General features: G+C 72.2%; 25 protein-coding genes. 14 read left to right on the top strand and 11 right to left on the bottom strand.

Going from position 1 to position 24,516, the window contains the following annotated elements; genetic code table 11:
• Positions 1–59 precede the first annotated feature (59 nt).
• Complete coding sequence (locus tag DAE25_RS14415; RefSeq protein WP_107766860.1) at positions 60–926, bottom strand: shikimate dehydrogenase; 867 nt, start codon at positions 924–926, stop codon at positions 60–62.
• Between the two features lie 120 nt (positions 927–1,046).
• On the opposite strand from DAE25_RS14415, the gene DAE25_RS14410 reads away from it, so the two are divergent.
• Genes DAE25_RS14410 through DAE25_RS14400 form a run of 3 tightly spaced genes read left to right on the top strand, consistent with a single transcriptional unit; the run spans position 1,047 to position 2,265 of the window.
• On the top strand, positions 1,047–1,598 hold the full coding sequence (locus DAE25_RS14410) for a TetR/AcrR family transcriptional regulator (RefSeq protein WP_107766859.1): 552 nt from the start codon (positions 1,047–1,049) through the stop codon (positions 1,596–1,598).
• Entirely contained in the window at positions 1,595–1,939 is a 345-nt protein-coding gene (locus DAE25_RS14405; protein ID WP_107766858.1) for a DMT family transporter, read from the top strand. The genes DAE25_RS14410 and DAE25_RS14405 overlap by 4 nt, the downstream gene beginning before the upstream one ends.
• The gene (locus tag DAE25_RS14400) at positions 1,939–2,265 is read left to right on the top strand and encodes a DMT family transporter (RefSeq protein ID WP_107766857.1); all 327 of its coding nucleotides are present in this window, start codon (positions 1,939–1,941) and stop codon (positions 2,263–2,265) included. Before DAE25_RS14405 ends, DAE25_RS14400 begins: the two co-directional genes overlap by 1 nt.
• Positions 2,266–2,282: 17 nt before the next feature.
• Here the strand turns inward: DAE25_RS14400 and DAE25_RS14395 are convergent, their stop codons facing one another.
• Positions 2,283–2,924, bottom strand: coding sequence for a TetR/AcrR family transcriptional regulator (locus DAE25_RS14395; protein WP_107766856.1), 642 nt, complete (start codon positions 2,922–2,924; stop codon positions 2,283–2,285).
• Between the two features lie 86 nt (positions 2,925–3,010).
• Here DAE25_RS14395 and DAE25_RS14390 point away from each other — a divergent pair, with 86 nt between their 5' ends.
• Entirely contained in the window at positions 3,011–4,813 is a 1,803-nt protein-coding gene (locus tag DAE25_RS14390; protein WP_107766855.1) for a bifunctional sugar phosphate isomerase/epimerase/4-hydroxyphenylpyruvate dioxygenase family protein, read from the top strand.
• Positions 4,814–4,829: 16 nt separating this feature from the next.
• Here the strand turns inward: DAE25_RS14390 and aroQ are convergent, their stop codons facing one another.
• Positions 4,830–5,270 carry a type II 3-dehydroquinate dehydratase gene (aroQ, locus tag DAE25_RS14385; protein ID WP_107766854.1) on the bottom strand — a complete coding sequence of 147 codons (441 nt, stop codon included), beginning with the start codon at positions 5,268–5,270 and terminating at the stop codon, positions 4,830–4,832.
• Positions 5,271–5,292: 22 nt separating this feature from the next.
• Positions 5,293–5,577 carry a DUF2218 domain-containing protein gene (locus DAE25_RS14380; RefSeq protein ID WP_107767072.1) on the bottom strand — a complete coding sequence of 95 codons (285 nt, stop codon included), beginning with the start codon at positions 5,575–5,577 and terminating at the stop codon, positions 5,293–5,295.
• Positions 5,578–5,619: 42 nt separating this feature from the next.
• On the opposite strand from DAE25_RS14380, the gene DAE25_RS14375 reads away from it, so the two are divergent.
• From DAE25_RS14375 to DAE25_RS14360, 4 genes are all read left to right on the top strand, one after another.
• Complete coding sequence (locus tag DAE25_RS14375; protein WP_107766853.1) at positions 5,620–6,285, top strand: pyridoxamine 5'-phosphate oxidase family protein; 666 nt, start codon at positions 5,620–5,622, stop codon at positions 6,283–6,285.
• A gap of 16 nt (positions 6,286–6,301) precedes the next feature.
• On the top strand, positions 6,302–7,033 hold the full coding sequence (locus tag DAE25_RS14370) for a nucleotidyltransferase domain-containing protein (protein WP_199907600.1): 732 nt from the start codon (positions 6,302–6,304) through the stop codon (positions 7,031–7,033).
• Positions 7,034–7,159: 126 nt separating this feature from the next.
• On the top strand, positions 7,160–9,211 hold the full coding sequence (gene betT, locus DAE25_RS14365) for a choline BCCT transporter BetT (RefSeq protein WP_107766852.1): 2,052 nt from the start codon (positions 7,160–7,162) through the stop codon (positions 9,209–9,211).
• 89 nt (positions 9,212–9,300) lie between these two features.
• Complete coding sequence (locus tag DAE25_RS14360) at positions 9,301–10,074, top strand: LamG domain-containing protein (protein ID WP_107766851.1); 774 nt, start codon at positions 9,301–9,303, stop codon at positions 10,072–10,074.
• Between the two features lie 6 nt (positions 10,075–10,080).
• Here DAE25_RS14360 and DAE25_RS14355 read toward each other — a convergent pair whose 3' ends face one another.
• Positions 10,081–11,382, bottom strand: a complete 1,302-nt coding sequence (locus DAE25_RS14355; RefSeq protein ID WP_107766850.1) for a serine hydrolase domain-containing protein — start codon at positions 11,380–11,382, stop codon at positions 10,081–10,083.
• Positions 11,383–11,525: 143 nt separating this feature from the next.
• Here DAE25_RS14355 and DAE25_RS14350 point away from each other — a divergent pair, with 143 nt between their 5' ends.
• Positions 11,526–13,211, top strand: a complete 1,686-nt coding sequence (locus DAE25_RS14350) for an alkaline phosphatase family protein (protein ID WP_107766849.1) — start codon at positions 11,526–11,528, stop codon at positions 13,209–13,211.
• On the opposite strand, the gene DAE25_RS14345 is transcribed toward DAE25_RS14350, so the two are convergent.
• Positions 13,141–13,932 (bottom strand): MOSC domain-containing protein, encoded by a 792-nt coding sequence (locus tag DAE25_RS14345; RefSeq protein ID WP_107766848.1) that lies wholly within the window; start codon positions 13,930–13,932, stop codon positions 13,141–13,143. The two genes, DAE25_RS14350 and DAE25_RS14345, sit on opposite strands and share 71 nt — an antisense overlap.
• A 101-nt stretch (positions 13,933–14,033) precedes the next feature.
• Here DAE25_RS14345 and DAE25_RS14340 point away from each other — a divergent pair, with 101 nt between their 5' ends.
• Complete coding sequence (locus DAE25_RS14340; RefSeq protein ID WP_159083741.1) at positions 14,034–14,852, top strand: septum formation family protein; 819 nt, start codon at positions 14,034–14,036, stop codon at positions 14,850–14,852.
• A gap of 27 nt (positions 14,853–14,879) precedes the next feature.
• Here the strand turns inward: DAE25_RS14340 and DAE25_RS14335 are convergent, their stop codons facing one another.
• On the bottom strand, positions 14,880–16,118 hold the full coding sequence (locus tag DAE25_RS14335) for a hypothetical protein (protein WP_159083740.1): 1,239 nt from the start codon (positions 16,116–16,118) through the stop codon (positions 14,880–14,882).
• A 118-nt stretch (positions 16,119–16,236) separates the two neighbouring features.
• Here DAE25_RS14335 and DAE25_RS14330 point away from each other — a divergent pair, with 118 nt between their 5' ends.
• On the top strand, positions 16,237–18,108 hold the full coding sequence (locus DAE25_RS14330; protein WP_159083739.1) for a CRTAC1 family protein: 1,872 nt from the start codon (positions 16,237–16,239) through the stop codon (positions 18,106–18,108).
• Between the two features lie 39 nt (positions 18,109–18,147).
• The gene (locus tag DAE25_RS14325) at positions 18,148–18,687 is read left to right on the top strand and encodes a carboxymuconolactone decarboxylase family protein (RefSeq protein ID WP_107766844.1); all 540 of its coding nucleotides are present in this window, start codon (positions 18,148–18,150) and stop codon (positions 18,685–18,687) included.
• Here DAE25_RS14325 and DAE25_RS23570 read toward each other — a convergent pair.
• Together DAE25_RS23570 and DAE25_RS14315 are read right to left on the bottom strand one after the other, a co-directional pair.
• Complete coding sequence (locus tag DAE25_RS23570; protein ID WP_199907599.1) at positions 18,679–20,163, bottom strand: RnfABCDGE type electron transport complex subunit D; 1,485 nt, start codon at positions 20,161–20,163, stop codon at positions 18,679–18,681. The genes DAE25_RS14325 and DAE25_RS23570 overlap by 9 nt on opposite strands.
• A gap of 96 nt (positions 20,164–20,259) precedes the next feature.
• On the bottom strand, positions 20,260–20,622 hold the full coding sequence (locus DAE25_RS14315; RefSeq protein WP_107766842.1) for a bleomycin resistance protein: 363 nt from the start codon (positions 20,620–20,622) through the stop codon (positions 20,260–20,262).
• A 124-nt stretch (positions 20,623–20,746) separates the two neighbouring features.
• On the opposite strand from DAE25_RS14315, the gene DAE25_RS14310 reads away from it, so the two are divergent.
• Positions 20,747–21,322: a hypothetical protein gene (locus DAE25_RS14310; protein ID WP_159083738.1), complete on the top strand. Its 576-nt coding sequence runs from the start codon at positions 20,747–20,749 to the stop codon at positions 21,320–21,322.
• Between the two features lie 62 nt (positions 21,323–21,384).
• The gene (locus DAE25_RS14305; RefSeq protein ID WP_107766840.1) at positions 21,385–22,920 is read left to right on the top strand and encodes a hypothetical protein; all 1,536 of its coding nucleotides are present in this window, start codon (positions 21,385–21,387) and stop codon (positions 22,918–22,920) included.
• Here DAE25_RS14305 and DAE25_RS14300 read toward each other — a convergent pair.
• The gene (locus DAE25_RS14300; RefSeq protein ID WP_107766839.1) at positions 22,856–24,100 is read right to left on the bottom strand and encodes an RNA polymerase sigma factor; all 1,245 of its coding nucleotides are present in this window, start codon (positions 24,098–24,100) and stop codon (positions 22,856–22,858) included. The genes DAE25_RS14305 and DAE25_RS14300 overlap by 65 nt on opposite strands.
• Positions 24,097–24,456, bottom strand: a complete 360-nt coding sequence (locus DAE25_RS14295; protein ID WP_107766838.1) for a YciI family protein — start codon at positions 24,454–24,456, stop codon at positions 24,097–24,099. The genes DAE25_RS14300 and DAE25_RS14295 overlap by 4 nt, the downstream gene beginning before the upstream one ends.
• Positions 24,457–24,516 lie beyond the last annotated feature (60 nt).

The raw sequence follows: 24,516 nt of genomic DNA, 5'->3' as shown, positions 1-24,516 counted from the left end.
AGGCGCCAGCGGTCGAGCGGCCGGGCGGCCGTTCGGTGAGGTGTGTGTGGGAGTGCGGGTCAGCCGCGGTCGGTGGCGAGCTCGCGCAGGTGGGCGAGCATCCGGTCGGGATCGGGGTCGATCCCGGTGATGAGCCGGAAGGCGTCGACGGCCTGGTGGGTCGCCATGTGTCCTCCGTCGAGCACGGCGCACCCGGCGGCACGGGCTGCGCGGAGCAGCGCCGTGTCGAGCGGCCGGTAGACGATGTCCGCGACCCACAGCCCGTCGTGCAGCAGGGCGGGGTCGAGCGGGAGGCCGGGGTGGTCGGCCATACCGGTGGGCGTGCAGTGCACGAGGCCCTCGGCGTGGGGCAGCAGCGCGGGGAGCTTGTCGGGGTGGGCGCTCTCGACCCGCGCCTCGGAGAAGCGCTCACCCAGGGTGCGGGCCAGCGCCGCACTGCGGTCCTCGTCGAGGTCGACGACGACGAGGTGGTCGGTGCCGAGGGTCAGCAGCGCATCGGCGACGGCCACCCCCGCTCCCCCGGCACCGAGCTGGACGACCTCGCGGACCGACTCGCCCGGCAGCCCGGTGCGGACCGCGGTGGCGAAGCCGGTGGTGTCGGTGTTGTATCCGACCGCACCGTCGTCGGTGAAGACCACGGTGTTGACGGCGCCGAGGCGCGCGGCCGTCGGGTCGAGGCGGTCGAGGTGCTCGATGACGAGCTGCTTGCACGGGTGGGTGACGTTGAGCGCGTCGAATCCGAGCAGCCGCGCGTGGGTGAGGATCCGGCCGATGTCGGCCGGCTCCAGGCCCAGCGCGGTGATGTCGATGGTGCGGTAGACGTAGGCCAGGTCGTGGGCCGCCGCCTCGCGCATGTGCAGGGCCGGGGTGAGCGACGGGCCCACGCCGGCGCCGACCAGGCCCACGAGGTAGGGGTGCTGTTCCATCGCTGACTCCTAATGAACTATCCAGTACGTACGTGAAGGACATCACACCGCCGCGCGAGGCGTCAAGGGTTTCCGTGACGTCGATTGTTAGTTACCCAACCGGTCGGTAAAGTAAGCAGCGTGAAGCCAGCCCACCGCCCCTCGCAGCGCGCGGCAGCCCTCGACGCCGCCCTCGACCTGCTCCGCACCGGCGCGCGACTCTCGCTGGACTCGGCGGCCCGGGCCGCCGGCCTGAGCAAGCCCGGCCTGATGTACCACTTCCCCACCAAGGAGGCGCTGGTCGTGGCGCTGGTCGACCACCTCGTCGACGACCACGAGCGCACCTTCGTGGCGCTGCTGCCGGGGGACGGGTCGGACCCGTCGCCCCGCGAGCGCATCGACGCCTACCTCGAGTGGTCGGTCACCCACGCGCACGACGCCGCCGACCTGGTGGCGCTCAGCGACCCGGGCCTCCGGGAGGTCATGGCCGCCCGGTGGGCCGAGCGGTTCCGGCCCTGGCTCGACGTCCCGACCGAGCTTCCCGCCGACGAGCGCGCCCGCCTGCAGGCGGTCCGGCTGCTTGCCGACGGCTGCTGGCTGGCCGACGCGACCGACATCCTGCCCGTCCCGGCCGAGGACCGCGCCGCCCTGCTCGCGACCGCCCGCCGGCTCCTCGCGGGAGGCGACGCATGACGAAGTGGTACCTCCTCCTCGCGGCCATCCTCTGCGAGGTCACCGGCTCCCTGTCCCTCAAGGGGGCGCTGGACGAGCCCACGCTGTACGTCGTCGTGGCCGCCGGCTTCGTGGCCGCGTTCGCCTTCCTCACCGCCGTCCTGCGCCGGGGCATGCCCATCGGGGTGGCGTACGGCGTGTGGGCCGCGCTCGGCGTCGCACTCACGTCCGTCCTGTCGGCGGTCCTCTACGACGAGCCGTTCACCGGCCTCATGGCCGCCGGGATCGCTCTCATCATGGGTGGCGTCCTGCTCGTCGAGCTCGGCTCCCACTCCCGCACGACCACGCACGGAGCGGCCTGATGGCGTGGCTCTTCCTGGCGGTCGCGATCGGTCTCGAGGTGGCCGGCACCCTCGCGCTGCGCATGGCGACCACGGGCCGCCGGGCCTGGTACGCCGTCGTCGCCGTCGGCTACCTCGGCGCGTTCGCGGCACTCACCGCCACCCTGTCCGAGGGCCTCGGGCTCGGCGTCGCCTACGGCATCTGGGCGGCGGCCGGGGTCGCGCTCACCGCCGTGGCGTCCCGCCTGCTCTTCGACGAGCCGCTGACCCCGCTCATGGGTGTCGGGATCGGCCTCATCGCGGGCGGCGTGCTGTTGGTCGAGCTCGGAGCGGCCAGCGCCGGCTGATCAGTGCGGGCGGGTGATCAGCGCTGCGTGAGCCAGGCGACGACCACGTCGCCGAGGATCCGCCGGTGCCGCTCCTTGACCTTCTTCGCGGTCATGTCACGGCCGAAGAGGTAGCCGAAGGTTGCGTTGTTGGCGACCTGGAAGACGCAGTAGGAGCTGATCAGCATGTGCACGTCGATCGCATCGACGTCCTCGCGGAACTCCCCCGACTCGCGACCGCGCGCCAGGGTGTCGTCGAGCAGCGAGGCGACCGGCCGGCTGAGGTCGCGCATCGACTCGACCTGGCGCAGGTGCGCGCCCTGGTGGATGTTCTCGATCGACACCAGGCGGATGAAGGCCGGGTGCGCGTGGTGGTGGTCGAAGGTCAGCTCGGCGATGCGGCGTACGGCCTCGACCGGCGGCAGGTCCCCGGCGTGGATGGACTGCTCGGCCTCCCGGATCCCGCGGTAGGCCTCCTCGAGCACGGCACGGTAGAGCTGGTCCTTGCCGCCGAAGTAGTAGTAGATCATCCGCTTCGTCGTGCGCGTCCGCTCCGCGATCTCGTCCACGCGGGCCCCGGACAGCCCCTGCTCGGCGAAGACCTCGGTCGCCACCCGCAGCAGGTCGGCGCGGGTGCGCTCGGCGTCACGGAGGCGTTCGGGCTGCGCTGCTTCGGCCATGCCGCAGAGCGTAGTGGGCACTCCGGAGGGCTGGTCACCGGACCTCAATGTATGTACCGTTTAGTTCAATCTACGACTGGAGCATCATGCGGACCTCGATCGCCACGGTGTGCCTCAGCGGCACCCTGACCCAGAAGATGCAGGCCTGCGCCGACGCCGGCTTCGACGGGATCGAGGTCTTCGAGCCCGACCTCGTCGCCGCACCCCAGTCCCCCGAGGAGATCCGGGCGCTCGCCGACCGCCTCGGCCTCACCCTCGACCTCTTCCAGCCGTTCCGCGACGCGGAGGGCGTGGACGCCGCGACGTTCGCCGCCAACCTGCGGCGGGCCGAGGCCAAGTTCTCCCTCATGCAGCGCCTGGGCATGGACACGATGCTCGTCTGCAGCAACGTCGGCACGGCCACCGTGGACGACGACGCCACGTCGGCGGCCCAGCTGCGGGAGCTCGGCGACCTCGCCGCGGCGTACGACGTGCGGCTGGCGTTCGAGGCACTCGCGTGGGGCCGCTTCGTGGACGACTACCGCCGCGCCTGGCGGATCGTCGAGCTGGCCGACCACCCACAGGTCGGCGTCTGCCTCGACAGCTTCCACATCCTCTCGCGCGGCCACGACCCGAAGGAGATCGAGCAGATCCCCGGCGAGAAGGTGTTCTTCCTCCAGCTCGCCGACGCGCCCCTGCTGAGCATGGACGTGCTGTCGTGGAGCCGGCACCACCGGCTCTTCCCGGGCGAGGGCGGCTTCGACCTGGCGGCGTTCCTCGCGCACGTGCTCCGCACCGGCTACGACGGTCCCCTGTCGCTCGAGGTCTTCAACGACACCTTCCGGCAGACCGATCCCGACCGCACCGCGCGGCAGGCGCTGCGCTCGCTGCGCTGGCTGGAGGACCAGGCGGCGGGTCGCCTCGGGAGCGAGGCCGGGTCCGGGCTCGCACGCCTGCCCGAGGTGGCGGAGCCGTCCGGGCTGGACTTCGTCGAGGTCAGGGCCGAGGACACCGGCGACGTCGAGGTGGTGCTCGAGCAGCTGGGCTTCACGTTCCGCGGCCGGCACCGCAGCAAGGCCGTCGGACTGTGGACCCAGGGCGGCGCGCGGGTCGTGCTCAACGAGCAGCAGGCCCGCGACCTCTCCCCCGCCATCGCGGCCGTGGGTGTCGAGGTGGCCGACCCCGCCACGTCTGCCGCGCGTGCCGAGCGCCTGCTCGCACCGACCGTGCACCGGAGGACCTACGCCGGCGAGGAGCGGCTCGCGGCCTTCTCCTCCCCCGACGGGACCGAGGTGTTCCTCGGCCGCGTCCCGGACGGGCCCGACGCCACCTGGACCGAGGAGTTCCGGCTCGGCGGGACCGCGAGCGGGCCGGAGCTGGTGACCCACGTCGACCACGTCAACCTCGTGCAGCCGTGGCAGCACTACGACGAGGCCGTGCTCTTCTACAGCAGCGTGCTCGGCCTGGCGCCCCAGGCGCCGCTGGACGTGGCCGGCCCGGTCGGTCTGGTGCGCAGCAAGGTGATGCGGTCGACCGACGGCAGCGTGCGGCTCGCCCTCAACCTGCTGCCGGCCGGGCTCGTCACCGGGCTCCCCCAGCACGTCGCCTTCGCGTGCGACGACATCGTCGCGCTGGCCGAGCGGGCGCGCTCCCGCGGCCTGCGGTTCCTGCCCGTGCCCGACAACTACTACGACGACCTCGACGCCCGCTTCGACCTGGACCCCGAGTTCCTCTCGACCCTGCGCTCGCTCGGCCTGCTCTACGACCGCGACGCGGGAGGCGAGTTCCTGCACTTCTACACCGCGACCGTCGGCCAGGTGTTCTTCGAGGTGGTGGAGCGCCGCGGTGCGTACGACGGGTACGGCGCGCCCAACGCGCCCGTGCGGCTCGCCGCGCAGATGCCCGGCTGAGCGGGTCGCGCAGGAGTCAGGACTCCCAGAGCTCGACGACCTCGCGCAACGCCTCGACGTACCCGTCGACGCCCTTGCCGATGACGGCGGCGTCGGCGACCTTGCCGACGTACGACAGGTGCCGGAACTCCTCGCGGGCGTGGATGTCGGAGATGTGCACCTCGACCACCGGCGCGGTGAGCACGACGAGCGCGTCCATGATCGCGATCGAGGTGTGGGTGTAGGCCCCGAAGTTGCCGACGACGGCGGCGCCGGACTCGAAGGCCTCGTGGATCCAGTCGATGAGCTGGCCCTCGTGGTTGCTCTGCCGGCAGTCCACCTGCAGGCCGAGGCGCTCGCCCTCGGCGACGCACATGGCCTCGACGTCGGCCAGGGTGGCGGTGCCGTAGACCTCGGGGTCGCGACGGCCGAGCAGGTTGAGGTTGGGCCCGTTGAGGACCAGCACGGAGCGGCTCACGCGGCCAGTATGTCGCGCCTCGTCACCCGTCCCAGACGACAGTCAGCTCGTCGCGCTGCCCGAAGCGCTCGAGGTGGACCTTGACCACTTGGGCGAAGCGATCGAGGTCCTCCCCCTCGGGGACGGAGACCTCGACGGCGAGGGTGCCGTCCTGCGGAGTCATCGAGATGACCTGGCCGCCCTCCCAGCGCAGGACGGTCGCGCCGTCCTCCTCGGTGGCGGGCCCGCGCTTGGCCCAGTGGCTGGCGAGCTGCTTGGCATAGCGCTCCGGTCGGTCGGTGGCCATCTGGCCGGTGATGGTCTGCATGGGGTCGATCCTGCCCTGCGGGGGCTGGTGCATGATCGGGCCATGTCCGAGCAACCGCGAGCGGGCCGACGAGCCCGGCGCACCGACGTACGCCGGCTGCCCGAGCTCCAGGTCGACGACGTCGCGGCGCTCCACGCGATCCTGGACGCAGCGCTGCATGCCGCCGTCGGCATCCAGGTCGACGGCCAGCCGTTCGTGCTGCCGATGGCGTGTGCCCGCGACGGCGACCACCTCCTGCTGCACGGCTCGACCGGGAGCCGGCTGATGCGAGCACTGGCCTCGGGGGCGGCGGTGTGCGTCAACGTCACCCACGTCGACGGGCTCGTCTACGCCCGGTCGGCGTTCGAGTCGAGCATGCGCTACCGCAGCGCCACCGTCCTGGGCACGGCGACCGAGGTGCCCGCCGACGACCGGCTCCGCGCCCTCGAGGTGCTCACCGAGCACCTGCTCCCCGGCCGCTGGGCCGAGCTCCGGGCCCCGTTGCCGAAGGAGCTGGCCGCCACCTCGGTGCTGCGGGTCCCGCTCGACGAGTGGTCGGTGAAGGTCAGCACGGGCTTCTCCGAGGACCCGGACGAGGACCTGCACCAGCGTGTGTGGGCGGGCGCCGTGCCGCTCCGCACGATCCTCGACGCTCCCGTCGATGCGCCCGACCTCGACCCGGGACTCCCCGCTCCTGCCCATGTCCGGGAGCGGCGGCCGCCCGGCTGACGGCAGGATCGACACCGTGCGCACACCACCGGCGGTCGAGGAGCTCCGCGAGACCCTGCGGTCCCTCGGTTGGGTGACCGACCTGTTCGTGGCCGGATCCGCAGCCACCGGCGACCACCGGGACGGCGTGAGCGACCTCGACCTCGTCGCCCTGACCGACCGCCCCCTCGACCGCCATCACCGCTCGACCATCGTCACCCTCCACCGGGACCTCGACGCCGGCGCGGCCTCCGGGGCGAACCTCGGCTGCACCTACGTCGCCGCCTCGACGTTGTCCGACGTCCCCGCCCGTCACCCCACGTGGACCCACGGCGAGCTGGTCGAGCGCCCACTGTCGGGGATCGTGCGGGCGGAGCTCGTCAGGCACGGGTTCGCAGTCCTCGGCCGTCCGCCGCAGGAGGTGCTGCCCCGCATGAGCGACGACGAGGTACGACGTGCGGCGCAGGCCGAGCTCAGCGGTTACTGGGCAACAGCAGCACGCCATCCGTGGTGGTGGCTCGATCCGTCGTTCACCGACCTCAGCCTGACCTCGATGGCCCGTGGCCGTCACACCCTCGCGACGGGCGACCTCATCACCAAGACCGCCGCCATCGACCGGGTCCACGCGCCGGCGTGGCTACGGGCTCACCTCCATGCTCGGCGCGACGGCAGGGCCGTGCAGTCACCGCGCCTGCGCACGGCGTGGATCGCCTGGCGCGACGCGCGCCGCACCACGACCGCCGCCCACCAACCGCGTCCTCCGCGGTAGCCGCGCTACCTGCTTGCTCCCCCGACGCCATGGGAGACGACCTGCCACGTACATCGCCAGCTCCAGGAGTGACCCCAGCACCCCGACGGGTCCATGATGTCTCCAGCGACTGTCGAGGAGACCGCCATGACGATGACCCGGACACCTGAATCGACCGCGACGCGCAGCCGGTGGGCCTTCCTGACCGAGGGACCGCCGATCCGCAAACCGGTGTTCTTCTCGTCGGTCATCGGCGTCCTGGTGATGGCGACGTGGGCGATCTTCGCCCCCGAGCAGGCCGAGACCGTGATCGGCGAGGCGGTGGCCTGGGTGGTCGACTGGTTCGGGTGGTTCTACGTCCTGCTCACCACGGCGGTCCTGGTCTTCGTGATCTACCTCGCGGTCTCCCGCTACGGCTCGATCAAGCTCGGACCCGACCACTCCAAGCCCCAGTTCTCCACGTTCGCCTGGGCCTCCATGCTCTTCGCCGCCGGCATCGGCACGGACGTGATGTTCTACGCCGTCGCCGAGCCGGTCAGCCAGTACATGGTCCCCCCGACGGGCGATCCCGAGACCGTGGCGGCCGCCCGCGAGGCGACGGTGTGGACCCTGTTCCACTACGGGGTGTCGGGCTGGGGCCTCTACGCCCTGATGGGGATGGCGCTGGGCTACTTCACCTACCGGATGAACCTGCCCCTCGCGGTGCGCTCGGCGCTCTACCCGATCTTCGGCCGGCGGGTCGACGGCGGACTCGGCCACGCCGTGGACACGGCCGCCGTGCTCGGCACGATCTTCGGCGTCGCCACCAGCCTCGGCATCGGGGTCGTGTTCCTCAACCAGGGGCTCAACATCCTGTTCGGCGTGCCGGTCGGGCTGGGCGCCCAGATCGGCCTCGTGGTCCTCGCGGTGGCGATGGCCGCCGTGTCGGCCACGACCGGCGTCGACAAGGGCATCCGCTTCCTGTCGCAGCTCAACGTCATCCTGGCGCTCGGCCTCGCCGCCTTCATCCTGGTGACCGGCCGTACGACGTTCATCCTCAACGCCGTCGTCATGAACGTCGGCGACTACGTCCAGACCTTCCCCCAGAAGACCATGGAGACCTTCGCCTTCGAGGGCGCGACCGAGTGGATGTCGCTGTGGACGCTGTTCTTCTGGGCCTGGTGGATCGCCTGGGCGTCCTTCGTCGGCCTGTTCCTGGCCCGCATCTCCCGCGGCCGGACGATCCGGCAGTTCGTCGCCGGCACGATGATCATCCCGTTCACCTACATCGTCATGTGGATCTCGATCTTCGGCAACGCCGCCCTCGACCGGATCCGGGGCGGGGACGACGCCTTCGCCGAGGAGGCGCTGGCCTCCCCCGAGGCAGGCTTCTACTCACTGCTCCAGGACTACCCGCTGGCGAACGTCGTCATCGCCATCGCGGTCTTCGTCGGTCTCCTCTTCTACGTCACCTCCGCCGACTCGGGCGCCCTGGTGATGGGCAACCTGTCGTCCGACCTGCGCTCCGTACAGGACGACGCGGCACCGTGGCTGCGGATCGTCTGGGCGTCGGCGACCGGCCTGCTGACGATCGCCGTGCTGGCCGTCGGTGGGATCTTCGCGCTGCAGTACGCGACGGTGATCTTCGGCCTGCCGTTCGCCTTCGTCATCGTGCTGGTCATGCTCGGTCTCACCAAGGCGCTCCGGGTCGAGGGCCGGCGCGTCGGCGCGGTGACCCGTGCCGTGCCGGTGGGCGTCTCCGACGTTCGGGCCCAGGCCCATGCCGATTCGTCGTGGAAGGCCCGGCTGGCACGCGCGGTGAACTTCGTCGACGTCGACGCCGCGACGGCGTACCTCGACTCCGTGGTCCACCCTGCGCTCACCGACGTCGCCCGCGAGCTGGAGGCCCGCGGGGTCCCGGCCGAGGTCACCCAGCTGGCCGGCGGAGACGTGGACGACGAGGACGGCGGGCTGGCCTGGGTGGAGCTGCGCACCCTCGAGACCGAGGACCCGTTCGTCTACCGGGTCCAGGTCCACCTGTCACCCGTCCCGACGTACGGCGGGCGGATGATCGGCGACCGCGACCAGTACGCCCGGCTGGAGGTGCACACCGTCGGTGGCGGACAGGACTACGACGTCATGGGCTACACGACGACGCAGGTCATCCACGACTGCCTCGACCACTACGAGGGGCACCTGGAGTTCCTGCGGCTCGCGTGAGCCGGATTTGGTGATGCCGGCAGGTCGCATCCGCTGTAGCGTCGAAGGCCCTGGAGATCCTCCGGCCGGACGTCTGGAGAGGGGCTCTGATGCGACGACTGGGCTGGATCCTCGCCGCCACGGCGCTGCTCGCGATGGCGCCCGTCGTGACCCACGCCGAAACCATGGCCGGGACCGACCCCGCCGCACGCGTCGTGCCCGTCAACGGCCTCGTCCTGCACTACTCGATGGAGACGCTGACGCAGGGGACGATCCCCGACTCCTCCCCGAACGCCCTGCACGGCCGGGTGGTCGCCGGATCGGGCACGGCTCGCCTCGTCACCGGTCTCGCGGGCTACGGACGGGCGCTGCAGCTCACCGGCACGCAGCACCAGTACGTCGACGTCCCCCGGTCGCCGGTGCTCGACGTCAACACCTACTCGCTGGCCGCATGGGTCCGCTACACCGGCGTCCAGAACGACCGCACGCTCGGCCGCTGGGAGGTCCTCGAGAAGGCCGGCGCCTACTGGATGAACGTCCGGACCAACGGGCTCGTACGGGTCGGCGGGTTCTACGGCGGGTGCGTCAACGCCAACTGGCAGTACTTCGACAGCACCCGGGCCCTCCCGGTCAACCGCTGGAAGCACGTGACGACGACGTACGACGGAGCCTGGCTGCGGATCTACATCGACGGACGCGCTGCGGGAGCCCGGCGCGTGACGGGCCGCACCTGCGTCAGCGGTGAGCCGCTGGCGGTCGGGGCGAAGAACAACCCGTCGAAGGGCCTGCTGGAGGCGTTCTGGGACGGGCGCCTCGACGAGGTCCGCATCTACGGCCGGGCGCTCACGCTGGCGGAGGTCGGCCAGCTCGCCGCCCGGCCCTGACCGGCGTCAGCCGGGCGCGGGGTCCTCGTCGACCCGGTGTGCCCAGTCCGTCATCTCCCGCAGCACCGGCGACTTCGGACGCACGTCGGCCCACCCCCGCAGCAGCGGCCAGGCCAGGTCGGTGCGGTGCAGCTCGATCGCACCCCACACGGCCTTCTCGAGATCGTCGTCGTCGAGCTCGTGCGTGGCCCGACCCGCGGGGCCGACCAGGCGAGCCACCTCCGACCGCAGCGCGGACACCCCGTCGCCCGCCGGATCGTCGAGCGCGATGTCGAGCGCCGCCTCGACGACGGCCCAGGTGGGGACGGTGTTGGAGTTGGCCAGGACCACGACCCCGGTCCGTCGACCCGGGAGCAGCACGAGCCTCGACCCGAAGCCGGGGTCCGCTCCGCTGTGGCTGACGGCCCGGTGGCCGAGGTGGGCGCCCACGGCCCAGCCGAGTCCCGCCGCCTCGTCCCACGGCGGATCACCCACCGGCACCACCGACCGCCACATCTGCTCGAGGACGGCCGGGTCCAGGTGGGACGGCTCGAGGAGCGCGAGCATCCAGCGACCCATGTCGTCCACGTGGGAGTGCAGGGTCGAGCTCGGGGCGTGCCGCCGGCTGTAGGGGTAGGCGTCCCCGGGCACCGTCAGCGGGCGCCCGACGTGCGGCGAGGCGGCCAGACGTGTGGGCACCTCGGCACGCAGGAAGGTGCTGGTCCGCATCCCGAGCGGGTCCAGGACCACCCGCCGGACGGCTTCCTCGAACGTCGTACCCGTCGCCCGAGCCAGCAGCAGCCCGAGCAGCTCGAAGCCGGCGTTGGAGTAGGAGTACGCCACGCCGGGTTGCGCGCGCAGCTGCCACGGCGACAGTCTGCGGGCGAAGTCGCTGAGCGCGTCGTCGCCCAGCTGGGGGTCGTGCCAGCCGTAGTCCGAGACGTCCGGGAGGCCACTCGTGTGGCTCAGCAGGCCGCGGGCCGTGATCTCGGCCTCCCGGCCGTCGGCCAGCGTGAGCTCCGGGATCCGGTCGACGACCGGGGCGTCGAGGTCGAGCACCGGGTCGACGCCGTCGCGGGGCACCGCGAGCGACACCACCGCGGTCGCCACGAAAGGCTTCGACACCGACGCCAGGTGGAACATCGTCTCGCGCGTCACGGGCCCACCGGTGCGGACGTCACGCACACCGAAGCCCTGTGCGACGACCTCGCCCTCGCGCACCACGGCCACCGCCAGGCCCGCCACCTCGTGGGTCCCGACGAGGGCCTCGAGCAGCGGCCAGAGCCGCGTCTCCACGTCGGCCCGCAGGCGCGTCGTACCCGCATCCACGTCCCGACCGTACGCGCCTCAGCCGCCATGACTGCCCGAGATCCCCGACGTACCACCCGGAGGGGATTGCCGCGGCCCCGCGGCAGTCCTTAGGTTCGAGAGCACGGGCCGCGGCAACGAGGCCGCGCCGGGAGGGAACCGTCATGAGTCGTCCCCGCACCATCGCCGCGATCACCACCGCGCTCGTCGTCGCCGCTGTCGGGGCCGCTGCCGGTGCCGGTGCCCAGGCCAGCGGGCCGGGCGGCATGGAGCACGGGCCGCGCCCACCCGAGCGGCCCACCAAGGTCGTCATCATCGTGGTCGACTCGCTGAGCCGGGAGATCGTCGACACCTACGACATGCGCAACGTCGAGACGTTGATGCGCGACGGGGTCGACACCCCGCGCGGCTACCTCGGCCACACCGGATCGGTCACCGTGGTGACCCACAACGTGATCACCTCGGGCCAGCTCCCCAAGCACATGGGTTGGACCGACGAGGGCTACCGCGACGTCGACGGCCTCCTGGGCGACCCGGAGCCGGACAACCCCGACCAGCTCTACATCACGAGCAACGCGACCACGGACCTCCTCACCCTCCAGGAGGCGGCGGGCTACCCCAAGCTCGCCGACTACCTCGGCGCCGCCGACCCGGACGCCAAGACGTTCACCATCAGCCCCAAGGGGTACGCCGCGTACGCCTTCGGCGGTGCCGGGTCGGACTCGATCATCACCTTCGGCAGTGGCCCCGAGTGCACGACCGGTGGATCGTGGCGCAAGCCCACCGGCGTCAACGTCCCGTCGTACATTCTCGGCGAGCCGTGCAGTCGCTTCTGGGTGCACAGCGGCTACCCGGCCTACGCCTACGACACGGCCAAGCTGCCGGCCGTCCTCTACCCGCTCGACAGCGACCGCTACGTGACCGGCAAGGACCCGGCCCACCAGGGCGGCGACGTGTGGGCCGCGGACGCCGCCGTCGAGGTCATGCGCAACGACCCGTCCTGGAACGGCATCTTCGTGAGCCTCCCGGGCGTCGACAAGGCGGCGCACATGTGGGGTGGCACGTCCGACCCCGGCCCGACGGGCGCCGACGGCGACCCGATGACGCACATGGCCGCGGCCACGGCCGAGGCGGACCGCCAGGTTGCCAAGATCCTCGCCGAGCTCGAGGCGCAGGACGAGCTCGACAACACCCTCGTCGTGCTGACCTCCGACCACGGGTCGGTCGCCGGGGACACCTTCCACGGCGAGCTCGTCGCCGAACCCAACTACGGCTTCTTCAACTGGTACTACGGCGACCCCGAGAACGACGAGGTCTACGACAGGCCGCAGGCGGCGCTGCAGCCCCTGGTCGACACCGACAACATCGGGCTCACCTACAGCGACTCGATGCTGCGGGTGTGGCTCAAGGACCAGTCCCCCGCGGCGGTGAAGGAGGCGGCCGCAGCGATGCGGACCATGGCCGATGTGACCGCCGTGTGGCGCCGCGACGGTGACCACTACGACCGCGTGTCGCGGATCAGGTGGGACAGGATGGACGCCAACGGCGAGCGGTCCTGGTTCGGCAGGAAGGCCCAGGAGCTCGTCGACACCCAGGCGGCGGACTACGGTCCGGACCTGATCGCGACCCTGCCGGACAACACGACCTACTCCGTCGCGGGTGACCACGGTGGCATCCAGCGTGCCGCGCAGCAGGTCCCCATCGTCTTCGCCGGCGCAGGCCTGTCCGCGAAGGACCTCCGGGCGGAGGTCCGCTCCGTCGACATCATGCCCACGGTTCTCAGGGCAATGGGGATCGAGCCGACCTTCCCGATGGACGGAGTGGCCTACAGGTTGCCCTCGCGCCGGTAGTGACCCGACCGGGCCGGGTGACCTCGGCGTCGACCCCGAACGCCACCTCGCCGTCGTCACGGCGGTGCGTCGCCAGCGCCCGGAGGACCCGCAGGTCACGGACCCCGCTCGCGGGGTCGAGGTCGACCACGACGCAGCGCGGGACGAGCCCACGCACCCGCACCTCCGCCGTACCGATCGACAGCCGGCGGCCGACCCATCCGTCCTCGACGCGGGCCGGTTCGTCGCCCACGTCCAGCTCGAAGGTCGCCCGGAACCGTGCCGCGTCCACTGCGGTGCCGAGCACGTCGGACAGCCGGTCGAGGGACGCGCTCGTCACCAGCGTGACCGCCGCCCCGTAGACGACCTCGCCGGGTGCTGCGCGGGCGAGCACGACGTCGCGGCCGAGGTGGTCCGAGTACGCCGCCGCCCACGGCCCGTCCACGACCTCCAGCGCGGCGGTCCGACCCCAGTAGTCGACCTGGCGCACCTCCCCCGTCGGCCGCGGAGCGCCGGACACCGTGCCCGACGGCAGCTCCGTGGTCAGGAGCGTGCCGTCCCACGAGGCGGAGGTCAGGAGCAGGGTCGGGTTCTCGACCGTGCGCAGGCAGCGGTCGGCTGCTGCGTCGACCAGGCAGAACGCCCGGTCCCCCACCGGGCCGGCCTCCGTCAGGGAGACGGCCTGGTGGGTCCGATGCCTCGCGCCCTTCAGCGGGGTGAAGCCGATCCGTACGACGTGCATGCCGCCACCCTGACACGGCACCACATCCGTGCAGACCGGTCCAGACCAGCGAGCACGCCCCTCCGAGTGCGCCCATCATGGAAGCGAACGAGGTGGGGCCGATGCCCGAGAACGTCCGCGGCCGGACGGTCGCACTCCTGACCACGTTGGCGGTCCTCTACGGATGCAGCCAGGACGCCGCCAGCCCCTCGGAGGAGCCCGCCGGTCCGGAGGACCAGGAGTCCGGGGTGGTCTCCGACGCCCCGGTGTCCGGCACCTGCTGGACGGCCCCGGAGGAGGCCTTCGCCTTCGACTTCTACTTCGACGACCTCTCCCAGGAGGTGCCGTGCGACGAGCCGCACACCACCCAGACGGTCTCCGTGCTCGAGCTGGACAGCCCCACCCCGCGCAACGCCGATCGCTGGGGCGACTGGTGCGTCGACCAGGTCAGTGCCTACGTCAACATCCGCACCGAGCACTGGGTCCCGTTCAGCGCACTGCTCTACCTGCCCAGCAAGGAACAGGTGGCCGACGGCGCCTCGTGGCTCAGGTGCGACTCGGGGTTCCCCACCAACTTCGCCTCCACCGACATGCAACGCGTCGACTTCACCCACAAGAACGCCGCCCAGGACCACGCCGAGCAGCTCCAGGCCTGCCTCGACCGGCCGCCCACCGTGACCGACCAGTCGCTGGTCGACTGTGCTGCTCCACATGCCTACGAGTCCACCGGTCGCGTGGCCGCCCTCACCGGGCTCAGCGCCTTCCCCTCGGCCGGCCAGCTCCGACGCGCCGAGCGGCAGTGCCGCGAGGGCCTCCCGCCCGAGCAGTCGTCACCCGACTTCGAGACGGTGGCCTCGTGGGACGCCAAGGAGCAGTTCCAGTCCGGCCGGTACTTCGGCGTCTGCTTCGTCCACCGGACCGACGGGTCGCCGATGGACTGAGCGACACCATGTGCTCGGCCGCGGGGGCTAACCACCGGACCGGGTGCGACCGCGCCGGACCCGCCGCACCAGCAGAGCGAGCATGAGGAGTCCCAGCGCGGCGACGACGAGCAGCTGCCACCAGTACCAGGTCCACAGCGCGGTCGAGGCGCCGAACAGCGCCAGGTCCGGACCGGCCCGGAGCGCGTCGGCCGCCAGCTGCAGGCACGACGACTGCATCCGGTGGTGCACGGCGATCAGGGACCGCGACCCCTCTTGCGTGGCCAGCTCGGCACCGGCCGCGAGGGAACCCCCGTACCCCCGGGTGGCGGTCGGGACCACGGGGTCGTCGTCGAGCCAGGCCGGCGGGCAGCCATCCCAGTCGCGCACGCTGTGCGGGGCCAGCTCGGTGCCGTCCGGCGCGAGGAGCCGCACCGTCACGTCGTCGCGTGTCCCCTCCAGCAGCGCGAGCGTCCCGTCCGGGGAGACGCTGGCCTCCAGGCGCATGTCCGGGTCGCCGACCCACGGTCCGTCGAGGTCGAGGGACCGGCTGCTCGCCTCCCCCGTGGCCACGTCGGTCGTGGTCACGAGGACCGTGCCGTCGGAGGGTTCGTCCTCCCATCGGACCGTCACGGCCTCCCCGGAGGCGAGGAAGCCGGCGGGCGCCCCGGCACCCACGGCGGTGAGCTCGCCGGAGGAGACGTCCAGCAGGCGCGGCAGCAACCGGAGACCATGCCCGCCGTCGCCGAACCTCGCCAGGACCGTGTGCCCGTCGGGCGACCAGTGGACGGCGCTGTTCGTGTCGATCTTGAGGCTGACCTCCCCGGGCTCGGTGCTGTGGATCGTCTGCCCGAGGTCGTCGAAGACCCGGACGTCCCCGGTCACGAGGTCGTGCACCGCGATCCTGCTGTCGTCCCAGTCCCCCGGTCCCGTCAGCAGGAGGGCCCCGTCGGGCGACAGCACGTTGGGGCCGTAGGGCAGCTCGTAGACGTCACCCTGCGAGGTCACCCCGAGCGGGCGCATGTTGCCGAAGTCGTTGTCGCGGAGCGTCGCGGCCAGGGGTCCGGGCCGCTCGGGCAGCTGCGGTGACGGCCGGTCGAAGCCGATGCGCTGCGGGTAGCCGTCGAGCAGGGACGTCGGACCGGACGCCGACGACGCGGGATGGCGCACGACCGAGGACACCACCGTCGAGGTGAGGACGACCCCGACCACCACGCCCAGCGCCACCAGGCCGGACCGTCCCCGCGACGCGGGCCTCCGGCGGGTGACCGGCCTCGGACCTCGCATGGCCGCACCGTAGGAGGACGCCGGGCCGCCGGTGCGGATCCTGAGGGCCTCTCCCCCGGATGGCGTACGCCGCCTGCGTGAGGGGTCGCGCGCCCGCTCCACGTGCGAGCATCGCGAGGTGGAAGAGTCCGCGACGAGGACGCCACCGCGGGCGGCGGTGCTCGGGCTGGCCCTTGTCCTCGTGACCGTCCTGGCCGCGGTCCGCCTCTTCTCCGACGGTGAGCCCCAGGCGTCCTCGACCGGCCCGGCAACCCGACCGTCGACCACGGCGTCCCCGGCCGGAGAGGTGGTGTCGCCCTACGAGTCGCCGCGACCCGCGCTGCCGGACGAGGCGGTCGACGGCATCCGCTTCGTCGAGGTCGCCGCCCGTGCGGGGCTGGGCGACGGCGCGGGCGAGGGGGACGCAGGGCCGACGGCAGCGCAGGTGGATGCCGGCGCGGCCGTCGTCGACCTCGACGACGACGGCGACCTCGACCTGCTGCTGACCTCGTCGGGCGGTGCGAGCGGTCTCCACCTCAACGAGGGTGGTTCGTTCACCGACATCACGGCCGACGCAGGCCTGACGGGGCTCGACTCGGCGACGGCTCCCGCCTTCGCGGACATCGACGCCGACGGTGACCTCGACCTGTTCCTGGGTGGTCCGGGCAATCGCTTCGGGCGCCTCCTCGTCAACGACGGCGCCGGACGGTTCACCGACGAGTCGACCGCGCGGGGGGTGGTGGGGCGCCCCGACGACGAAGCGGTCGGCCGCAGCATCCGCGGCGTCGACTTCGGCGACGTGGATCGTGACGGGGACCTGGACCTGGTGGTCACCGACTGGAACCCCGGTGCCGTGATCGCTGCCGACGTCGCGCGGGGCGAGGCGTCGGACCGCAACAGCGGGCAGTGCAACCGGGCCGCCACTACCCGGCGTGACCTCGCGGCGGGCCTGGTCCAGCTCACCGGCGACACGCGCCTGTTCCGCAACGACGGCGGACGGTTCACCGACGTCACCCGGCCCTGGGGCCTGGCCGACCTCGGCATCTCGCTCGCGTTCACACCGCAGCTGGTCGACCTCGACGGAGACGGGTGGCTCGACCTCGCGGTCACGGGCGACGCCTGCACGTCGCGGCTGTTCCGCAACCGGCGCGGCGACCGGTTCGTCGACGTGACCCGTCGAGCGGGGGTCGGCACGGACGAGAACGGCATGGGCTCGGTGATCCGCGACCTCGACGGCGACGGACGTCCGGACTGGCTGGTGACCTCGATCGCCTACCCGACCCGGGACGGCACCTGCCCCGCCGCCGGGCACTTCGCGGGATGCACCGGCAACCGGGTCTACCTCAACCGCGGTCGCCTGCAGTTCGAGGACGGGACCGACGAGCTGGGCCTGCGCAACAGCGGATGGGGCTGGGGGGCCGCGGCCGCGGACTTCGGCAACGACGGCCGTCTCCAGGTCGCCGTCACCAACGGTCGCCTCGGTGGCGAGACCGTCGACCCCTCGGACCAGACGGAGGTCTACTACGCGGCCTTCACGGGCGACCCGACCCGGTTCTTCGTCCGCGGCCCCGACGAGGTGTTCACGGACGCGGCCGACCGCGTCGGGATCCGTGACGAGGAGGTCTCGCACGCCCTCGTGGTGTTCGACCACGACCGCGACGGCCGCCTCGACCTGCTCGTCGCCAACGCCGGCGCCGCGCCGTACCTCTACCGCAACGTGAGCGCTCCCCGTGGCCACTGGATCGGCGTCCGGCTGCGCGACCCCGCGACCCCGGGCAACGCCCAGGGGCTCGGGGCGCGGGTCGAGGTCACGTCCTCCACCGGCGCGGTGACGACGCAGTGGGTCCACACCTCCGGCTCCTACGAGTCGCAGCACCCCGCGGAGACCCACGTCGGACTGGGGTCGGCGACGGCCGCACGGGTCCGGGTCTGGTGGCCCGGCGAGGAGCGGCCGCAGGTCGTCAGCGACCCCGCTACCGACCGACTCGTCACCGTCACCCGGCGTCGCTGACGCGCTACTGTCGGCGAACCATCCGAAGGGGGAACTCCCGTGGCACACATCGACCTTCCCACCCAGTCGCCCGGCATCCGGGGCCTCTTCGAGTTCCGTCCCGAGACCGCGCGGCCGCTCGGGCAGCTCGCGGAGGTCCTGCTACGAGGCGACAGCTCCCTCGGGCGGGGCGAGCGTGAGCTGATCGCGGCGTACGTGTCCTCGTTGAACGACTGCCACTTCTGCATGAGCTCCCACTCGGCGTTCGCCGCCCTCCAGCTGCCCGACGGGTGGTCGGTGGTCGACGGGGTCCTCCACGACCCGGAGTCGGCACCGATCGGCGACAAGCTCAGGTCCCTCCTCGCTCTCGCGGCCGAGGTGCAGCGCGGCGGGACGGCGGTCACGCCGGCCACCGTGGCCGCGGCCCGGGAGTCCGGCGCCAGCGACGTCGAGATCCACGACGCCGTCCTCATCGCGGCGGCGTTCTGCATGTTCAACCGGTACGTCGACGGGCTGGGCACGTGGGCGCCGCACGACCGTGCCGACTACCTGCCGATGGCCGAGCGGATCGTCGAGTCCGGCTACACCACCTCAGGCTGAGCCCGGCTCCTGCTGCTCCATGAGCAGCCAGGTGCCGTCGACGTCCTCCAGGACGAAGACGTGGTCCAGGACCTCGGGGCCGCTGCGCCCCCGGCCGTGGATGCCGAAGCGCGGCACGGCCTGGGGATCGGCCGGGTCGCGCACCAGCACCACCTCCATGGCGTCGAACTCCACGCCGTCCGTGGCCGCCTCGTCGGGGAAGGACTCGAGCCGCGGACCACCGACGGCCGAGGCGGCCAGCCCGCGGTCCTCGGTGCTGGCTGCGTCGGCCTCGATCATCAGGTCCGCGACGAGGTCGTGGGCCATCCGGTCGGCCTGGGCGGCGGCTTCGTCGCCCACGACCGTCCTGACGTCGTCGGACACCGTCACCGCGGGCACGGCACCGTCCGGGACCTCGACCGCTGGTCGCCCCTCCAGCACCCCTGCCTCGATCACGGCCCCGACGGCCGGCTCCCGTGCGGGCAGCCCGGCGACCACCAGCGCGACGACGGCGACAGGGACGACGGCTCCCAGCACCACCGGGGACAGCCGCGCCGGGACGGGCAAGCCCCGCTCGGCCGCCACGGTCAGCACCGGGCGGACCATGCACACCAGCACCAGTCCGGACAGGACGGCCACCTTGGCGCCGAACTCCGTCTGCATCGGCGCGACGAGCAGGGCGCTCGCGAGTCCCACCGACGCACCGAACACGACGCGCGGGCGCGCACCCCGCGGTGTGGTCATCGGGTCGGTGATCATGAACAGCATGAAGATGACGACCTCGGGTGAGGTCACCACGACCCACCAGAAGTCCGCACCACAGACCGGGGTCACGCTCCAGCGCGCCGAGATGCAGTGGCCCGTGGCGCTGACGACACCCAGGGAAGCGGCGAAGACGGCCCAGAAGGCGAGCGACATGGGCAACAGCCCCAGCCTCCGGGTCACGGTGAGCGCGCCGGCGAGCAGGATCGCGTAGACCGCAAGCATCTCCAACGACATCGGCCCCCACCAGAAGTCCAGCGGGTTGACCACGTCGGTCCCGAGCAGCAGGAAGCACACCACCAGGCCGAAGTTGGACGGGTTGATCACCGGCCGGCCCCGGAACCGCACGAGGTGCTTGGACAGCAGGGCGAGCCCGGCCGTGGCGGCGAAGATGTACCAGCCCTGCATGCTCCACCAGTCGCCGTGCTCGGTCCCGTTGACGCGAAGGACGAGGGCGACGCCGTTGCCGGTGAGCAGGGCGCTGGCCGGCCAGACGATCTCGCGCCGCTCGTGGAACAGCAGCGACATCTCGATCACCGCGCAGGTCGCGAGACTCACCAGGATCTGGGCGATGGAGAGCTCCCAGGCGAGGAAGACCTGTCCCATCACCTGGATCGACGTGATCGTGGCGGCCAGGTGGAGCCGCGGGTCGCGCAGCGACGGCAACCGGACGGGGTACTCGGCACCACCGACCCGGAGCATCGGCGGCGGCGGCGGAGCCACGGTCGTCGCCATCGTGGCACGGTAGACCCGTCGGAGCACCGCCGTCCCGCGCGCCGGGGCGCGTACCCCAAAGTCGGGAGGGTCGACCCGAGTGGCGAGCAGACCGGACTAGGGCCTTCCGATGAGCCGCAGCAGGGTGCCATCAGGGTCCAGGAGGGCGCCGATGCGGAGCCCGGACTCCTCCTGACGGGGCGGATGGAGTCGGGGGAACCCCCTGGTGGACTCCGGCAGCCCTGTGTCGAGACACACCCGGTAGAAGGCGTCGACGTCATCGAGTCGCAGGCAGCACCCGAAGGAGCTCTCGGCGGGGTCGAGGTCAGGGAAGGGAAAGAACTCCAGCACTGCCTCGCCGCGACCTAGGATCATCCAGCCCTCGTCCCGGTACGTCTCCGCGAAGCCCAGCCGACCGTAGAAGGCTGACGTCGCCGCGAAGTCGCGCGAGGGGAGATTCGGGGTTGCGGTGTCGGGCATTCACACACGCTAGGTGAACAGCGAGCCCGTGCCGAGTCCACCCGAAGTCCGCTCATCGGCTCGTTGCGCGTACCGCAGCGGAAAGGGGATGCCGTGACCGTGGGTGGTGGACCAGACTGCCCCGATGGCTGAGGTGAGACCGGCGACAAGTGCCGAACCGGCTCAGTGGCTACTTCGTGCAGGCGTCAGGTGGTGGGACCTCGTCCGGTACGGCGCACCGGGCTTCGACGCCTACGTACGCGTCGCGTTCAACCCCGAGCCGCTCGCGGCAGACGCTCGGGACGAGGATCCCGATGAGGACCGTCTCCGGCTGGCGCTCGAGGTGCTGGCTCGACACACCGGCACGCCGACGACGGCGTACGCGGCGATCTGGGAGGGCTGGTCGAGCGGACTCCCGTCCCTCACGGCACCTCGGGTGCCCGTCCCGAACAGGACGATGCTGCTCTTCACCGGGCCAGTCGACTCGATGAGGGACGCGCCGGCCCTCGCGTGGCAAGGCGCCGGGCGGGTGAACCAGGAGCCCCACCTCGTGTGGCCCGACGACCACGCCTGGTGCGTTGCCTGCGAGGTCGACGAGGAGATCGAGTTCACGGTCGGGTGCGACGAGCAGACGGCGCAGGCCCTCGCGGCCGCGATCCCGGGTGCGGTCCGACGGGTCGGCTACGGGGATGCTGCGCCGCTCTACCGCGACGCCCATTGACTCGTCCACAGATCACTCCGCGCCTCTTGATCTCGAACATGCGTTCGAGAGAGAATGGGGGCATGGCCACCCCGACAGCCCCCACCGATCCCCAGGCACCCCCTGGGATCGACGAGCTGTCGGCCCGCGACCTGCTGGACGTCGCGACCGCCCGACGCCGCGTACGTCGCCTCGCGGAGGTCGACGAGATGCTCCTCGCCGCCCAGTGGGCCGCCCTCCACGGCCAGCCGCAGGACGCCAAGGACCCGATGACCCACCCCGGTGGTGACGGCACCCCGGAGGTGCGGGAGTACTGCCTGGCCGAGCTCGCCATGGCCCAGGAGACCCACGCCCTGACCACGCGGTCGTTGATCGCCGACACCCTCGACCTCATCCACCGCCTCCCCCGCACCTGGGCCATCGTCCAGGCCGGCGACTGCGAACCGTGGGTCGCACGCCGCGTCGCGGTCATGACCCGCCCCCTGCTCGCCGAGACCGTCGGGCTCGTCGACACCGCCGTCGCCCGCGCGATCGCCGGCCACGCCCCGTCGACGGTGTTCGCCATCGCGCGGGCCAAGATCATCGAGGCCGACCCCGAGACTCACGCCGCCGAACGCGAACGCATCCGACACGAACGCTACGTCCGCCTCTCCCGCGCCGACGAGTTCGGCTACCGCCACCTCATCGCCCGCGTCACCGCCGGCGACGCCGCCTGGATCGACGCCATGGTCGACCGCGTCGCGGACATCCTGGTCCGCACCCACGGCCACGACCACAACCACGACGAGCTCCGCGCCCTGGCCCTCGGTTGGCTCGCCCGACCCGTCGACCTCCTCAAGCTCCTCCTCGAACACACCGACCCGGACCCTGATGAGGAAACCAACGAAGGCAGCCCCGAGGACGACCGGCCCGCGTGGGCACCCGAGGACCTGGCTCACACCGTGGACCGGATCTGCGCGCTGTCCGCCCGCACGCTCGCCTCCCTGCGCGGCCGCGGAGTCCTCTACGTCCACGTCACCGACCAGGCCCTCCGCACCCGCACCGGCATCGCCCGCGTCGAGGGCCTCGGACCCGTTGACATCACCCAGCTCGCCGACCTCCTCGGCCACGCCGACGTCACCGTCCAACCCGTCCTCGACCTCCGCGACCGACGCCGCACCGACGCCTACGAACACCCCGAAACCACCAAGGACCACGTCTGGACCCAGACCGGCGGCGACGTCTTCCCCTACAGCCCCCGCACCGCGACCCGCCGCGACGTCGACTTCGACCACAGCACCGCCTATGACCCCACCGGACCACCCGGCCAGACCGGACCCCACAACAGCGGCCCACTCCGCCGACGACACCACCGCTGGAAGACCCACGGCCGCTACCGCTGCCGCACCATCGGACCCGGCAGACACCTCTGGCAAACCCCCCACGGACTCAGCTACCTCGTCGACCACACCGGCACCCGCCGACTCGACGACAACCAGGCCGACGTCATCCTCACCGCACCCGACGGCGTCGAGATCTACGTCCCACCCGTCCAGCTCGTCCTCGCGTCGGCAGTCATGTCCCCTGACCCGGACCGAGCGTCCGGCGCAGGTGCGCGGCCACCCGGGGCGAGGTCGTGAGGGCGACGGCGCGGCTGGCGGCCTCGGGCGCCGTGGTCCGGCCTAGCTCGTGCTCGCACAGCGCCCGCAGCACCCAGTAGGGCTGGTAGCCGGCGACAGCGTCGTCGCCGATCTCGCCCGTGAGCTCGTCGAGCAGCAGGAGCGCGGCCGCGGCGCCCTCCACCTCCCGGTGGGCCGCGGCCCGAGCGACCGCCGTACCGGTCGTGGGCGCCAGCCGGACCAGGCCGTCGTACAGCTGCGCGATCGCCGGCCAGTGCGTCTTCCCGGTGGCGCTGCGACGGTTGTGCAGCGACTGGATGGCCGCCTGCAGCTGGTAGGGCCCGATGCGGCCACCGGTCATCGCCCGGGCCAGGTGCGCCTCGGCCTCGGCGATCAGCTCGCGCGACCAGAGCGAGACGTCCTGCTCGGCCAGCGGGACGTAGTCACCTGACGCGTCCCGCCGCGCATCGTGCCTGGCGTGCGAGTGCAGCACCAGTGCGAGCAGCCCGTGGGCCTCCGGCTCGTCAGGCAGCAGCTCGGCGAGCAACCGGGCCAGACGGATCGCCTCCGGCACCAGGCCACGGCGGGCCTCGTCGAGGCCGTCGACGTCGTCCCAGCCGGTGCCGTACGCCGCGTAGACCGCGTCCAGCACCGCGTCCAACCGCTCGGGGAGCTCGTGCCGCTCGGGCACTCGGAACGGGACCCGGGCATCCCTGATCTTGGCCTTGGCGCGCACCAGGCGCTGCCCCATCGTCGTCGGCGCCACGAGGAAGGCCGGTGCCAACCGCGCCGCGTCGAGGCCGAGCACCGCCTGCAGGATCAGCGGGCTCCGCATCGCCGGCGCGATCGCCGGGTGCGCGCAGGCGAACATGAGCCGGAGCCGGTCGTCGCTGATGACGCCGCCCGAGAGCTGCTCCGACCTCTCCTCCATCGCCCGGGCGAGCGCCGGCAGGGCCGCGCGGGCGACGTCGCGCCGACGTCCCGCGTCGATGAGCGTGCGCCGCGCGGCCGTGAGCAGCCACGACTCGGGTCGCTCGGGCACTCCTCGCTCCGGCCAGGTGGTCAGCGCCGCGACCAGCGCGTCGCCGAGGGCGTCCTCCGCGGCGGCCAGGTCCCCGGTGACGGAGGCGAGATAGGCGACCAGGCGGCCGTACGACGTCCGGGCGACCTCGTCGACGACGGCTGCCGTCGTGTCGGTCACGCACCCGGGGGTGGTAGGAGCGGACGCACCTCGACCGAGCCGTACGCCGCAGCCGGGCAGCGCTCCGCCCAGTGCAGCGCCGTGTCGAGGTCGGGGGCGTCGATGACGAAGTAGCCACCGAGCTGCTCCTTGGTCTCGGCGTACGGCCCGTCCTGGACCGTGCGACGCCCGTCGCGCACCCTGACCGTCGACGCCGTCCACGGTGGTTGCAGGCCACCTGCTCCGGCCAGCAGGCCGCTCTCGGTGAGCGCCGCGATGTAGCCCTGCCACGACTCCCAGTAGCCGGCGCTGCGCTCGATGTCGTCACGTGCCGCGAAGGCGGCGTCGTCCTCGGCAGCGAGGATGAGGTACTGCATGGTGACCTCCCGGTCGTCTCGTGAACGTACCTGCGGCGTGGGGCCACGCCCATCGTTCTC

Source organism: Nocardioides terrigena (assembly GCF_003047265.1).
Lineage (GTDB): Bacteria > Actinomycetota > Actinomycetes > Propionibacteriales > Nocardioidaceae > Nocardioides > Nocardioides terrigena.
The sequence above is the reverse complement of the archived record's forward strand: the minus strand, read 5'-3'. Positions and strand labels throughout refer to the sequence as shown.

Coding starts and splice junctions, on each gene's coding strand:
- DAE25_RS14400 (WP_107766857.1), top strand. CDS start 1,939: ATGGCGTGGCTCTTCCTGGCGGTCGCGATCGGTCTCGAGGTGGCCGGC.
- DAE25_RS14315 (WP_107766842.1), bottom strand. CDS start 20,622: ATGCCCGACACCGCAACCCCGAATCTCCCCTCGCGCGACTTCGCGGCG.
- DAE25_RS14305 (WP_107766840.1), top strand. CDS start 21,385: ATGGCCACCCCGACAGCCCCCACCGATCCCCAGGCACCCCCTGGGATC.
- DAE25_RS14360 (WP_107766851.1), top strand. CDS start 9,301: ATGCGACGACTGGGCTGGATCCTCGCCGCCACGGCGCTGCTCGCGATG.
- DAE25_RS14390 (WP_107766855.1), top strand. CDS start 3,011: ATGCGGACCTCGATCGCCACGGTGTGCCTCAGCGGCACCCTGACCCAG.
- DAE25_RS14340 (WP_159083741.1), top strand. CDS start 14,034: ATGCCCGAGAACGTCCGCGGCCGGACGGTCGCACTCCTGACCACGTTG.
- DAE25_RS14335 (WP_159083740.1), bottom strand. CDS start 16,118: ATGCGAGGTCCGAGGCCGGTCACCCGCCGGAGGCCCGCGTCGCGGGGA.
- betT (WP_107766852.1), top strand. CDS start 7,160: ATGACGATGACCCGGACACCTGAATCGACCGCGACGCGCAGCCGGTGG.
- DAE25_RS14375 (WP_107766853.1), top strand. CDS start 5,620: ATGTCCGAGCAACCGCGAGCGGGCCGACGAGCCCGGCGCACCGACGTA.
- DAE25_RS23570 (WP_199907599.1), bottom strand. CDS start 20,163: ATGGCGACGACCGTGGCTCCGCCGCCGCCGCCGATGCTCCGGGTCGGT.
- DAE25_RS14395 (WP_107766856.1), bottom strand. CDS start 2,924: ATGGCCGAAGCAGCGCAGCCCGAACGCCTCCGTGACGCCGAGCGCACC.
- DAE25_RS14405 (WP_107766858.1), top strand. CDS start 1,595: ATGACGAAGTGGTACCTCCTCCTCGCGGCCATCCTCTGCGAGGTCACC.
- DAE25_RS14310 (WP_159083738.1), top strand. CDS start 20,747: ATGGCTGAGGTGAGACCGGCGACAAGTGCCGAACCGGCTCAGTGGCTA.
- DAE25_RS14415 (WP_107766860.1), bottom strand. CDS start 926: ATGGAACAGCACCCCTACCTCGTGGGCCTGGTCGGCGCCGGCGTGGGC.
- DAE25_RS14350 (WP_107766849.1), top strand. CDS start 11,526: ATGAGTCGTCCCCGCACCATCGCCGCGATCACCACCGCGCTCGTCGTC.
- DAE25_RS14380 (WP_107767072.1), bottom strand. CDS start 5,577: ATGCAGACCATCACCGGCCAGATGGCCACCGACCGACCGGAGCGCTAT.
- DAE25_RS14345 (WP_107766848.1), bottom strand. CDS start 13,932: ATGCACGTCGTACGGATCGGCTTCACCCCGCTGAAGGGCGCGAGGCAT.
- DAE25_RS14295 (WP_107766838.1), bottom strand. CDS start 24,456: ATGCAGTACCTCATCCTCGCTGCCGAGGACGACGCCGCCTTCGCGGCA.